This window comes from Motiliproteus sp. MSK22-1, assembly GCF_001968815.1.
GTDB lineage: Bacteria > Pseudomonadota > Gammaproteobacteria > Pseudomonadales > Balneatricaceae > Motiliproteus.
Map to the genome: position 1 here is coordinate 138,073 of NZ_MIEQ01000049.1, position 12,785 is coordinate 150,857.

Genomic DNA, 12,785 nt, shown 5'->3' on the forward strand with positions numbered 1-12,785 from the left:
TATGAAATCTGTTTACAGATTCCATTCTATCGTTGCTTTGACCTGATTACCGGGGGGCAGATACTGAAGATCCTTGCACAGGGACTCAACCAAACAAATTCCACGGCCACTTAGCGGAGAATGTTCCTGCTGAGACTGAGATTGTTTCCATTGGGAATAGCAGAATCCTTTCCCGCTGTCCTGAATACGGATAGTGAGCAGGGCAATCTTATTGTCTGTCTTGAAATTCATGGCTAGACGGACTTTTCCAGTGTTTAATGTGGCTAGCCTGCTCTCTTTTTTTGCAAAGAATTCAGCAAACCCGGCTGTACTTTCTTTGATTGCCGAAGGCAGTTCCAGCACGCCATGATCAAGTGCGTTCAGATAGAGCTCTGTTAATACAGTAAAAACTCTCTGGCTGTCACTTTGTGGGCTAACAAGCTCCTGTAGCTGGCTCATCGCCATGGGAACAGGGTCAACCGTTGCCAGGGATTGGTTTTCCAGGCAAATTGACCACTGCCAGTTCTGGTTTTCTAAACTCTTATGGTCGGATGGACTCTCAGATTCATTGTGCCGACTGGGATCCTGCAGGTTAAAAGGAATTTCCACCAGGCTGATATCATCATCTAATGGAACTTCATTACAGTAGTTATGAAGCTTGCGGGTAAGTACGCCAAAGGCGTCTTCTTGTTGCAGCCCTTCAATAACCGCTGCCGCATAACGTTTTTCGCCAAAATAATCACCCAGATAGTTACGTGCTTCCAAAGCCCCATCACTGGATAGCAGCAGAGAGTCACTGACTACCAGGTCAATAACTTTAAAAACAATATCCTGCGCCAGGGGGGGATAAATCCCCAAGGGGGGATGAATGGAGGTAAAGTGCTGTTTGACTTTTTTAGCTTGCCGGTCAAGAAGCCATATGTCGGGCAAGCCGCCATTCCAAATGGATGCCGTACCCATTTCATGGCTCAATGTGACAAAGCTGGCAGACAGAAACATACCGGTCGGCAGAAGATTACAGAGTTTTCGGCCAATCTGCTGAATAATTTCAGGTCCGCTATAGCCCTTTGACGTCATTGCTCTGAAGGTTTCTGACAGTGGCAGTGCGCCTATCGATGCTGCCAGACCATGGCCGGTGAAATCACCCAGCAATAAATTGAGATCACCGTTAGGCCTGTAGGCTGTTAACAGAACATCACCACTAAAGGTAGAAGCCGGCTGCAGTAAGGACTGAAGTCCGGGATAGTCGATATTGCCGGAAAGAACCGCTTTGCTGAAAACCTGCTCTGCTATTTCCTGATCCCTTTGCATACGGCTATGCAGAGATTCAACCTGATGATAGAGGTCTCTATTACGTTCTATCGCAAACAACTTGGAGCGCAGTACCATTGGACTGAAAGGTTTAGTGAGAAAATCATCCCCCCCCGCAACAATGCAGGCGCTGAGCACTTCTTCGTCCTGAGATGCGGTGATAAAGATAATTGAGACATACTCATTGTCTGCTGCCTCACGAATTCGTCTTACCGCGTCGATACCGTTCAACACCGGCATTGCATAATCAATAAGAATCAGTTTAGGGTGGTGCCGTTGGTAGAGATCAACGGCCTCCTGACCATTAGCTCCCTCAATAACCTGATAATCATGGAGGGCCAGGACTTTACTGACTACCTCTCGGAACAGCTGATCATCATCCGCCACCAGGGCTGTTTTACCTACGCCGTTGGTTCCACCCAGCAAATCATCGAGAGACATTGATTAATACACTCAGCTGATTTTGAAAAATCGGTTGAAGTTCGCTATTTCCAACACTTTACGAACCATTGGTTGAGGATGACAGATGTTGATAGTGGCACTGGATTTATCCGCGTGCTCTTTCAGCAGCAGCAGCATCCCCAAGGCCGAGCTGTCCATGTATTCTGCTTTTGACAGGTCCACCCGGTAGCTTCTGGCATTTACATCGATATAAGAGTTGCGAAATTCCTTGTGTACTGAATAATCAAAACGACCGGATACTGAAACGACAATAGATTGATCCTTTGTATCCATTGGGCTGACTTGAACTGGCATTTTTTGTACTCCATCTTTCAATTTACAATTAAGTTTACTGTCGATCAAAACAGTTCAACATCTCCTTCATCCATGGAATGATTGAGTACTTTCTTACGATGCAACTCCTGATAGTTAGCTTTCAGGGAGTCCAGACGTTGACGTATAGTGCCATAAGCTTCATCGTTAAGGTCTTCGGGAACCTTGGTTATTTCTTCTGCTATTTCTATCATACACTGCAAATGTTGCTGTGCAGTCCCAAGGTTCTGGGTGACCATGTCATCGAACTGAATCGATCGCACAGCGTTACCGACAGCCTGTCCGAAGCGTTCACCCAAGACGGACATTTCACCGATGCTGTTATTCAGAAATTGATTGGTTTCGCTTATGTGCAAAAATATATGATCTACTTTTTCTTTCGATTCCAGACTGGCATTCATATCCGTGGCGGCCATATTTCCTACAGTTTCCCGAACATTGGCAACTGCGGTTTTAGCGCCGTTAATACGATCTCTTACCTGACTGTTCAGCTTGGAGGAGCGGGTAGACAGGCTGCGCACTTCATCGGCGACGACCGCAAAGCCACGTCCGGCATCTCCGGCTCTGGCCGCTTCTATACTGGCATTGAGGGCCAGCAGATTTGTCTGTCCCGATAACTCTTCAATATTGGCAATCAAATCAAAAACTGCGTCCAACTGCTCGACCATATCGTCAATGTAATGCACAGCCTCCAGACTTTGCTTGCTGATATTGACAAGCAGCTCGATAAAGTCTTCCAGCATTTTTCCTGCTTCTTCAGCGAATGAATGAATTCCGTCGTCCTCATCGTTATCTTTGTGAGTGCTGTCGGATTCTGCGGTTCGATGATAAATTTCCCGCGCGATTCGTTCCTGCTGTTCTACCAGGTGGGTCATCTGACTAAAGCAATCTGATAGTGTCAGGGTGGAATCGTTAATGAGTTTAGTGGCACGGCTGAGCTCTGTATCCACTTCTGCTGACCCTTCCTTGATATTAGTGGCCAGGTGGGTCATCAGTTGCTGGCTATTCCTTATTGAAGTCTGTGCCACCGGGGACTCTTTTTCTGGTTCCGCTATTAATGGAATTCTTAGCGTCAGCCAGAAACATAGGGCGATTCCAAGTAGCTCGACTATCCATCGGCTCCAATTGTCGATAGCGAAATAATTTAGTATTTCGATTGATACGATTGTGGTTACAAGGGTGGCACAAATTAATAATTGACGAGCTTTCATCCTGGATAAACCTCGTGTATCGATCCTGTTGTCGGCCTGCAATATTCCTGAATACCATGCACAGAGTGCAGTATTGGCTGATGACTGTTTTCGAAGCGCCTGGTCTGAATTATTATGTCCCCAATGTTGCTTGATCTCACCTTGCTAGCTGACATTTCGGTGAAAGTTAATAATTGCGGAAGCGACCAGTTCCAATGGACAGGTTCTTTGGGCTGCGCCAAGTTTGACGGCCTCTCCCGGCATTCCCCAAACGACACTGGTTGCCTCGTCCTGAGCGATAGTTTTAGACCCGTTTTCTTTCAATTCAAGCAGTCCCTGTGCGCCGTCTTTACCCATACCTGTTAGCAGAATACCCATTGCGTTATGCCCCAGTTGCTGAGCCACAGAACGGAAAAGTACGTCAACTGAAGGCCGATGACGACTGACAGGGGGGCCTTGATTCAGTCGGCATAAAAACCTGGCGCCGTTGCGTTCAACCATAAGATGCTGATCACCTGGAGAGATATATACATGACCGGGAAGTATCGGCTGTCCATCCTCTGCCTGATAAACCTTCATGGCACAGCAACTATCCATTCTGTTGGCAAAGGGTTTACTAAATGCTTCAGGAATATGCTGAGTAATCAGGATAGCAGGAGAATCAGCGGGTAGGGCGATCAGCACCTCTTTTATGGCTTCCGTACCACCTGTTGATGCTCCAATGGCTACGAGCCGGTCAGTAGTGCTAAAGCTGATAGGTCCCTGAGTTTTTGGTAATACACAGTCAGCATTATTCTCTTTGGGGACGTTTGGGGGGGTTGAAGGAAGAGCTCTGACCTTGGATTGTGCTGCGCTTTTTACCTTACTGACAATATCTTCAGTTAACAGGGCAAGATCCTGTGCCACCCCAACTTTGGGCTTGGGAATAAAATCTATAGCCCCCAGTTCCAGCGCGTTAAAAGTGACCTCTGCACCTGTTGTTGTCAGGGAGGAAATCATTACTACGGGCATTGGCCGCAAGCGCATAAGATTTTTTAGAAAAGTGATGCCATCCATTTTTGGCATCTCTACATCCAGCGTTAATACATCCGGGTTGAGCTGCTTGATCTTTTCACGAGCCTGATAGGGGTCAACTGCTGTCCCGACGACCTTAATGTCTTTATCCTGATCCAGAATAGTACTGAGCAGCTGACGAATAAGCGCTGAATCATCGACGATCAGTACTTTAATCGGGTCCTTCATAGTCGAGGTTTCCTGGCTGTTGTATTAATGCTCTTTGCTGGATCCATACTTTCTATTCTCAGTGGGTACTGGCGTTTTTTGTCCGATCAATTTCCCTAGAACAGCTCTACATCGCTTTCCAATGACTGTTCCTGCAATTGATCCCGATAATGAACTTCACGGTCAACCAGGGTGTTGTTATGAAAGCTATTTAGTTTTTTGACTTTCAGCACCCCGGTTATCGGGTTGTACAATAGCTTTCGCGGTCTGTCACCGCCCAAATCTTCAGCGAGGGTGGCAATACCTTCAACGGCTAGATAGTTACGGGCAAACTCGATATTCTGTCGGCCCACATCTCCCATGCTGGTGATGATTTTGCCACCGCCAACAAGCTTCGCCTCCAATCGCTTCCGGTTTCCGCCAAATTTCAGTATGGCGTTGATCATTTGTTCCATGGCAAAGCAGCCATATCGTGCAGCGGATCCGTCCAGGTCGGTAGTGCCACGATTATTCTGTGGCAGCATAAAGTGATTAACCCCACCCAGTCCCAGCAACTTATCGCGAATGCATGCGGAGACACAGGAACCCAAAACAGTGCCGATCAGTTCACTGTGTCGTGTAACATAAAACTCGCCGGGAAGTATCTTGGCGACAAAACATTGTCTGTGTTTATCCCAATAACGGTTTACCTGCTCAAAGCCGGGGAAGCAGGGTTGCATTTCAGTTATTGTTAAGGCTGTCACCTGCTTTGCCCTCTTAAATGTGCTAACAACTCAGAACTAATGTTTCGTTAGTGTTTGAGCCGGTAGATTGTTTGCCCTACTGCCTGAAAACGATCCGTGGTATTGTGCAACGTTTCTGAGTGACCTATAAACAGATGTCCCTGTGGTATTAATAAGTCAGCCATGCGGTTTACCAGTTTTTTCTGGGTCTCTTTGTTAAAGTAAATCATTACGTTGCGGCAAAAAATAATGTCGAATGGGCCTTTCATCGGCCAGGGACCCATCAGGTTTAAGGGGGTGAACTGAACCATCGAGCGCAGTTCAGGTTTTATGCGAACCATATTGCTACGCTGTCCTTTACCCCGCAGAAAAGCTTGTTTTAGGATTGTCTGATCAAGTTTTTGTACTCTCTCCTGGTCATAAATACCCTTATCCGCAGCAGCCAGTACACTGGTGTCAATGTCTGTTGCCAGAATCTGTGCACTCTGGCCTTTATGCAACAGAGGACTCAGCGTGATTGCTATGGTGTAGGGTTCTTCACCGATAGAGCAGCCTGCTGACCAGATTTTTAGCGTATTGGTTCTTTTCAGCAATGATGGCAGCTGTTGTCGAAGGTACTCGAAGTGATGAGGTTCCCTGAAAAATGACGTTAAGTTGGTTGTTAGTGCATTAATAAAATTAACAAACTCTTCAGGGCCTCGATCAGGGTTGTCGAGCAGTTGTAAATACTGCTCGATTCTGGAAAGCCCTAATACTCGTAATCTACGGGTGAGCCGGTTATAGACCATATCTCGCTTAATATCGCTGAGTACGATACCTGCGTGATCATTAAGTCGTTGTCTGACACTTTCAAAGTCTTCGGCAGTGAACCCAAACTCCCGTTGCTTATCAGACGCTGACGCTTTTATTATCTCGGCCATGTTGAATGCCATCTCAATAGAACGATTTCAACGAAATCTTCTTAATTTAAGCTGCTTGTATATAACAACTAAAATTCTTCCCACTCGGAATCGTCTTCCTGATAAGTAGACGTCTGGGCACTGGTTTTATGAGAGCTGACTACCTGACTGGGAGGCGGAGTGGCCTTCTTTACGCCTCTATCAGGAAACTTTGCGACGCTGCCATGGGGCACAGAATCTGCACTTTTTGGCTGTTGTTGGGCATCTTCGCTATCTGTGCTGAAGAACTCCATCAATCTCATCATATGCTGTGCTTGCTGGTTAACCGAATCGCTGGCAGCGGCGGTTTCTTCGACCAGGGCCGCATTCTGCTGGGTGACTTCGTCCATCTGGGCAATGGCTTTGTTGACCTGTTCAATACCACTGGCCTGCTCCTGGCTGGCAGCAGATATTTCTGCGACGATATCACTGACTTTCTTAATTGACAGGACTATTTCATCGAGAGATTTACCAGACTCCCCAACCAGACGAGTCCCTTCTTCTACTTTCTCGACGCTATCGTTAATCAGTTCTTTGATATCTTTAGCAGCACTGGCGCTGCGCTGGGCCAGATTGCGAACCTCAGAGGCTACAACCGCAAAGCCCCTGCCTTGTTCTCCTGCTCTGGCTGCTTCTACGGCAGCATTAAGGGCTAGTAGATTCGTTTGGAAGGCTATTTCGTCAATGACACCAATGATTTCAGCAATTTTTTTACTACTTTGATTAATCGTGCCCATGGCTTCAGCCGTGTCACCAGCGACCTTACCACCCTGTTCTGCCTGATCTCGTGCGCTTGCGGCCAGTTGGTTAGCCTGGCGGGCGTTATCCGCGTTTTGTTTTACCGTGCTGGTCATCTGTTCCATGCTTGATGCCGTTTGTTCCAGACCGGCTGCCTGCTCTTCCGTTCGCTGGCTGAGAGTGGTATTACCTTGAGCTATTTCAGAAGATCCATGTGATATCTGGACGCCACTTTCCATGATCCCACCGACGGTGTCTCTAAGTTGATTCATGGTGGTGTTCAGGGCGTGATCCAAAGCTGCAAATTCACCACTGAAGTCCCCCTTCATCGACTCTTTTAAGTTTCCTTCTGCAAGATGAGAAAGCACTCTTCTTACCTCTTTAATAGGCATCACCACAGTATCCAGCATCTGGTTAACACCGTCCCCTATGGTTCTCATAAATCCTTGATAGGTCTTTGTCTCCAGTCGTTGATCTAATTCACCGGCCAGAGCCTGCTGAATCAGAACTTCAATCTGGCGTTCAGCGTCCAGTTGCTCGGTGATATCTCCCCACTCTACAACGGTGCCGAGACGTTTCCCTGATTCATCAACCACAGGGTTGGCCGACAGGGAAAAATGGCGGTCTCCAATTTTGATCTTACTGGCATAAGTTGTTTTTAGCTTTTCCAGAAGATTGCGCTGGTGAGCTGGATCCTTATGGAAACTATCAAAGTTGGTACCTACCAGACGATCTGTGTCGAAATTGGGCAGATCCTTGCGAATGTCCTCCTGTGCGTTGCGCATCATGTCGGTAACGGCATCATTCATATAGATTATCTGGCCATTATTATCTGCGACCATCACGTTGGCGCTGACGTTATCCAGAGCCACTTGAATGCGAAGTGCCGCCGCTGCGTTGCTTCTTGATTCGCTGAGTTCATAACCGAGTTTGATCTTCATGCTGGTTAACGCACGCAAAACATCACCCGTTTCATCTTCACTTTCTTTTGAATTGGGGTCGGAAGTGAAGTCTCCTTCGGATATGGCTTCGAAATTTTTTATAGCCTTAGTCAGTGGCGTTGTGATGCCTCTTACCACCCTGATGGAGACCAGTAGCGTCATCAGTACGGTTAGTAATATAGCGCCCAGGGTTATGATTTGCTGCAAACGCAGATTATCAGCCTGTTCGTTGAGCCGGCCAGCCAGATGTTCTTCAGATAGGCTAAACAGGACAAACAGCTTGTCGATAATTGCCGTTCCCTGGCTGAAGTAAGTGGAGCTGTCAAGAAGGATAACTTCGGGTTTTAACAGTTCCTCGTCAACAGTTTTCAGAAAGTGTTCGGTGTTTTTGACAAGGCTTTCAGAGGCCCCGCCAAATTTTGCTTTTAGGGATGGGGCTTCTGCAAAGAGCGAATTGAAAAGGTTTTTTATATCATGAAGTTCTCGCGAGGCAGCGTAGCTTCTTCTTAGCAGCTTATCCTGATCCTGTTTTGATATAGATCCTGATTGGGCTGCATTAGCCCCTGCGCCGCGAAGAATCCCAATATTATTTGCAAGTGGCAGCAGTTTATTGACGGTAATGCTTATAAAGTGTGAAGTTTCCAGGTTTGGGTCTACAACCATGCCTGATTTTTCTGAAATATGGATGACAAAATCAAACAGTTTGCCGATCAGTTGGCTATGTTGACTGAAGTTATCTTCAGCATCGAGGCCGGGTAAGCGTTCGTTTAGTGCCAACCACTGATTTTTCAGCGTTTGCCACTCGTTAACCAGCCCTATCTGTGGGCCATATTCCTCATCAAGGCGGTCGATTTTAACCACTTGATCCTGGATAAGGTTTTGCAGCGACGAAAGTTGGTCCGATTGACTGGTGTCCCCGGATAGTAAGGCAGCGTACCTGCCTCTATGTTCTGCCATATGCTGCTGCATGACACGTAGCGGGATGATGTACTCAATTCCGAGCACTTCTTTCTGAGCCGCGTTGATCGCTTCATTCTGGCTGTGAAGCAGTAAGTACAGCAATGCAAATAAGGGAATGAGAATGATGGCGATGGTCATTGATAGTTTTTGCCACAAGCGCAACCCGGAAAAAATGTTGAGCCTTGACAGTAGGCTTTTTTGATAAAGGCTGGCTTTACCGTCATTGATCTGTTGATAAAGTTTATCTGCTGCTTCGATTTGCTTTCGGGTCGGTTTGGTTCGAACGGACATAAAGCCAGTGACACGACCACTGTCCTTGATAGGGGTGACATTTGCCTGAACCCAGTAATAGTCGCCGTTTTTACAGCGGTTTTTCACCATTCCTATCCAGGGGCGCTCGGCCTTTAGTTTGTCCCAAAGGTCCTGAAATGCTTCAGAAGGCATGTCAGGATGACGAACGATATTATGGCTTTTGCCTATAAGCTCTTCTCGTGTGAAGCCGCTGATTTCGATAAATGACTGATTAATATCAATAATCTGACCTTTTAGATCAGTTTTTGATACGATTTCATCACCCTCTTTTAGTAGTATTTCATTATCGGTCACTGGCAAGTTGGTTCTCATAATATCTCCCTTTAGCGGGGTTCCCGCCCAATAAACTATTTCCTTGCGCCCGCTAATGCTTTGCAGAATAAGGTATCAGTAGCGTTAGAGCATTTAATGAGTTTTAGCGTCATTAACAGGCGTTATTGTTGAATTTCCCTTATCGCTTGTATCCGTGTTCTATGACGATCAGGCCGAGCTGTAATTTAAATCATGCTCTACGCTCTGAGGCGACAGATAACGCGGTCATCTCTTCAGCGCTCAGTAAGTGGTCAATGTCGAGTAAAATCACCATTTTTTCTTCGACTGTGGCGAGTCCGGTAATAAAATCGGTACTTATTACCCCTCCCATGTCCGGGGCTGGTTTTAATAACTCCCTTGAAATGGTATGGGTATCAGAAACAGCATCAACCACCATACCCATAACCTGCTCACCTCGCTCGCTGGTAACATTGAGGACAATCACGACGGTTGTCGGACCATAAACCAACGCTTCCAGACCAAAGCGCTGTCGTAGGTCGATCACTGGGACAATGGTGCCTCTGAGATTGATAACACCTTTCATATAATTTGGTGTATTCGGTATTGGTGTCGTTGGACTCCAGCCTTTAATTTCATGGACTTTCAGAATGTCGACACCGTATTCTTCGCCCTCAAGGATAAAGGTCAGGTATTGCTGGTTTTGGTTAGAGGCAATAGCTGCTTCTTGCGATTGTATATTCTCGAAGTTCATGACTTATCCGGCCTTAAACTGGAGCACCTGGTGCCCGGTTTGTGAACTGTTATAAAGAGAGCTATTTTGAAGAGAGTTACTGTCAATATTCTGTTGTCGATTAAGGCGGAGCAGGCCTCCAACATCCAAAATTAATCCGACTCGACCGCTGCCTAAAATTGTGGCACCGGCAACTCCCTCGACTTTTCTATAGTTTTCTTCCAGACTTTTGATAACAAATTGCTGTTGTCCAAGGAGACCATCGACGATCAGTCCGTAGGGTTGACCATTTGCCTCGACAACAACGACGAGATTTTCTTTTTCAGAATCTGTCGGTTGACCCATCACCTGGCGCAGACTGACTAAGGGGATGTAATCACCTCGAAAACTGTACAGGCGATCTTTACCAGCAATTGCATTGATTTGACTGACGGGGACTTGCAGGGACTCGACAATAGAAACAAGAGGAATGATGCAAATCTGTTCCCCCAACTCCACCTGCTGACCATCCAGTATGGCCAGAGTCAAGGGTAAAGAAATACGAAAACAGGAGCCTTTGCCGGATTCTGAGCTGATTTCAACACTTCCGCCCAGCTCGTTAATATTCCTACCGACAACGTCCATACCGACCCCGCGTCCAGAGAGATCGCTGACTTGTTCCGCAGTGGAGAATCCTGGCTGCATAATGAGATCAAAAATCTGTTTCTGCTCAGGAATTTCTCCTTCTCCAACCAGCCCTTTTTCCCGGGCCTTTCGTAAAATTTTATCAATATCAAGACCTTTTCCATCATCTCTGATTTCAATGATGATGTTTCCTCCCTGGTGGTAAGCTTCCAGGTCAACCCTTCCTGCTTCAGGTTTATTGCAGGATTTTCGATCTTCCGGCATTTCAATACCATGATCGATTGAGTTACGAACCAGATGAACCAAAGGATCGCTGATCTTTTCCATCAGGGTTTTATCCAGCTCAGTTCCTTCTCCTGAGATCACCAGTTCAATTCGTTTACCTAACTGGGTTTGCAAATCGTGAACTAAACGCGGAAAGCGATTGAAGACGAAGCTGATGGGTAGCATTCTGATTTGCATGACATCTTCTTGAATTTCACGGGTATTTCGCTCCAGTTGAACCAGCCCTTCCTTGAGTCGATTGATGGTTTTCTGGTTTAAGGTCTCTATATTGTCGCTAACCTGACCCAACATCGATTGGGTGATAACCAGTTCTCCAACCCTGTTTATCAAGGTGTCAATTTTTTGGGTACTGACTCTAATTGAGTTGGTTTCGCCTCCTGTTCGGCGTTCTAGAGTACCCCGACGATCGGACTGCTTTCGTCGATCCCCCTGACGTCGATCTTCATCAGCTTGGCTTGCCGTTGGTGCTACCTCATCAGCCGTAATTTTTGCGGGATTATCAGAAGATTGCATACCAGCTTCCGGACTCGTTATTGGAGTGGACTGGCTGCTGTCCGGTTGGACTGTGGCAGATGGCTCAGGGCTGGAAATCTCAGTGATTGAAGATTCAGAACTACTATCGGCTGAATCAGCAGCAGTCGCGCTGCCTAGAGAGGTGATGTTCAGCTCACAGTCATCTTCAACCCAGGCAAATACTTCCTCAACATCTTCTTTGGCTATATCTCCATACAGTTGCATGCTCCAGGATAGGTAGCATTGTTCTGGGGATAACTCCTGCCATAAAGGGACCTTTGAGCAGTCACACTTTACCTCCAGGTCACCCAGTTCTGTTAATGCACTTAGCATATGCAGAGGTTCGTTACCGGTCAGCAGCATGTGATCATGGGGGGTGAATAATATTTCCCAGCCATTTGTGACAGCGGCTTCAGCAACGGGTTTCTCATTGCCCGTTTTGGCCTCTCCTTCAGAGTTCGTTTGTTCGTTCTCCGCAGCCAAATCGGATTCTATGGGGGACGATTCCTCCTGACTGTTTCCTTCGAGCATACACTTGAGTTGCCGCTGAATATCCTGAATATCGTCAGGGACTGTTGTGTCATCTTCCTGAGCCAGGTGTAACAGGTCTTTAATTGCATCGACAGATTTTAACAGGAGAGATTCCAGCTCGACGTTGATCGCGCGTTTTCCGCTGCGTAACTCATCTAGCAGGGTTTCCACTATATGGGTAAATTCGACGATGTTTTTAAAATTAAACATGCCGGCCCCGCCTTTTATGGAGTGGGCTGCACGAAAAATAGCATGGAGCGCCTCGGTATCACTGGCATCGAGGATCAACAGGTGGGATTCCATTACTGCAAGCCCTTCAAAGCTTTCTTCGAAGAAAACTTCTCGGAATTGTGAGAGGTCGATACTCATGATAGTTAGCCTAAGACGCGCTTGACGGTGGCAAGCAACTTATCGGGACTAAAAGGTTTTACCAGCCATCCAGTGGCGCCAGCACTTTTCCCTTGTTGTTTCATGTCCGCGGAGGATTCAGTTGTCAGCATCAAGATTGGGGTTAAGCGATAGCTGCTGATTTTCCGCAACTCCTTGACCAGCGTAATCCCGTCCATAATTGGCATGTTGACATCGGAAAGCACCAGATCTACCTGCTTCCCCTGCGCAGCCTGTAAAGCTTCCTTGCCATTGGTTGCTTCAATCACCTGGTGTCCAGAGCTTTTGAGAGTCATTGTTACCATTTGACGGAGCGTTGTGGAGTCGTCAACTGCAAGAATGGTGGCCATAGTTTG

General features: G+C 46.8%; 10 protein-coding genes. All 10 read right to left on the reverse strand.

Features of this window, described 5'->3' with window-relative positions; all coding sequences use genetic code 11:
- Nucleotides 1-12 precede the first annotated feature (12 nt).
- Nucleotides 13-1,731, reverse strand: coding sequence for a SpoIIE family protein phosphatase (locus BGP75_RS15415; protein WP_076719721.1), 1,719 nt, complete (start codon nt 1,729-1,731; stop codon nt 13-15).
- Nucleotides 1,732-1,743: 12 nt separating this feature from the next.
- Complete coding sequence (locus BGP75_RS15420) at nt 1,744-2,046, reverse strand: STAS domain-containing protein (protein ID WP_076719802.1); 303 nt, start codon at nt 2,044-2,046, stop codon at nt 1,744-1,746.
- A gap of 44 nt (nt 2,047-2,090) precedes the next feature.
- Entirely contained in the window at nt 2,091-3,275 is a 1,185-nt protein-coding gene (locus tag BGP75_RS15425; protein WP_083704848.1) for a methyl-accepting chemotaxis protein, read from the reverse strand.
- A gap of 144 nt (nt 3,276-3,419) precedes the next feature.
- Complete coding sequence (locus BGP75_RS15430) at nt 3,420-4,496, reverse strand: chemotaxis response regulator protein-glutamate methylesterase (protein ID WP_076719723.1); 1,077 nt, start codon at nt 4,494-4,496, stop codon at nt 3,420-3,422.
- Nucleotides 4,497-4,591: 95 nt separating this feature from the next.
- Nucleotides 4,592-5,218 carry a chemoreceptor glutamine deamidase CheD gene (cheD, locus tag BGP75_RS15435; RefSeq protein WP_233152942.1) on the reverse strand — a complete coding sequence of 209 codons (627 nt, stop codon included), beginning with the start codon at nt 5,216-5,218 and terminating at the stop codon, nt 4,592-4,594.
- A 47-nt stretch (nt 5,219-5,265) separates the two neighbouring features.
- A complete protein-coding gene (locus BGP75_RS15440; RefSeq protein ID WP_076719803.1) occupies nt 5,266-6,117 on the reverse strand; it encodes a protein-glutamate O-methyltransferase CheR in 852 nt (283 codons plus the stop codon).
- 68 nt (nt 6,118-6,185) lie between these two features.
- Nucleotides 6,186-9,398: a methyl-accepting chemotaxis protein gene (locus BGP75_RS15445; protein WP_076719725.1), complete on the reverse strand. Its 3,213-nt coding sequence runs from the start codon at nt 9,396-9,398 to the stop codon at nt 6,186-6,188.
- 190 nt (nt 9,399-9,588) lie between these two features.
- Nucleotides 9,589-10,110, reverse strand: a complete 522-nt coding sequence (locus BGP75_RS15450; protein WP_076719726.1) for a chemotaxis protein CheW — start codon at nt 10,108-10,110, stop codon at nt 9,589-9,591.
- A 3-nt stretch (nt 10,111-10,113) separates the two neighbouring features.
- Nucleotides 10,114-12,411 (reverse strand): chemotaxis protein CheA, encoded by a 2,298-nt coding sequence (locus tag BGP75_RS15455; protein ID WP_076719727.1) that lies wholly within the window; start codon nt 12,409-12,411, stop codon nt 10,114-10,116.
- A gap of 5 nt (nt 12,412-12,416) precedes the next feature.
- Nucleotides 12,417-12,779, reverse strand: coding sequence for a response regulator (locus tag BGP75_RS15460; protein WP_076719728.1), 363 nt, complete (start codon nt 12,777-12,779; stop codon nt 12,417-12,419).
- Nucleotides 12,780-12,785: the final 6 nt, after the last annotated feature.

Coding starts and splice junctions, on each gene's coding strand:
- BGP75_RS15415 (WP_076719721.1), bottom strand. CDS start 1,731: ATGTCTCTCGATGATTTGCTGGGTGGAACCAACGGCGTAGGTAAAACA.
- BGP75_RS15420 (WP_076719802.1), bottom strand. CDS start 2,046: ATGCCAGTTCAAGTCAGCCCAATGGATACAAAGGATCAATCTATTGTC.
- BGP75_RS15425 (WP_083704848.1), bottom strand. CDS start 3,275: ATGAAAGCTCGTCAATTATTAATTTGTGCCACCCTTGTAACCACAATC.
- BGP75_RS15430 (WP_076719723.1), bottom strand. CDS start 4,496: ATGAAGGACCCGATTAAAGTACTGATCGTCGATGATTCAGCGCTTATT.
- BGP75_RS15440 (WP_076719803.1), bottom strand. CDS start 6,117: ATGGCCGAGATAATAAAAGCGTCAGCGTCTGATAAGCAACGGGAGTTT.
- BGP75_RS15445 (WP_076719725.1), bottom strand. CDS start 9,398: ATGAGAACCAACTTGCCAGTGACCGATAATGAAATACTACTAAAAGAG.
- BGP75_RS15450 (WP_076719726.1), bottom strand. CDS start 10,110: ATGAACTTCGAGAATATACAATCGCAAGAAGCAGCTATTGCCTCTAAC.
- BGP75_RS15455 (WP_076719727.1), bottom strand. CDS start 12,411: ATGAGTATCGACCTCTCACAATTCCGAGAAGTTTTCTTCGAAGAAAGC.
- BGP75_RS15460 (WP_076719728.1), bottom strand. CDS start 12,779: ATGGCCACCATTCTTGCAGTTGACGACTCCACAACGCTCCGTCAAATG.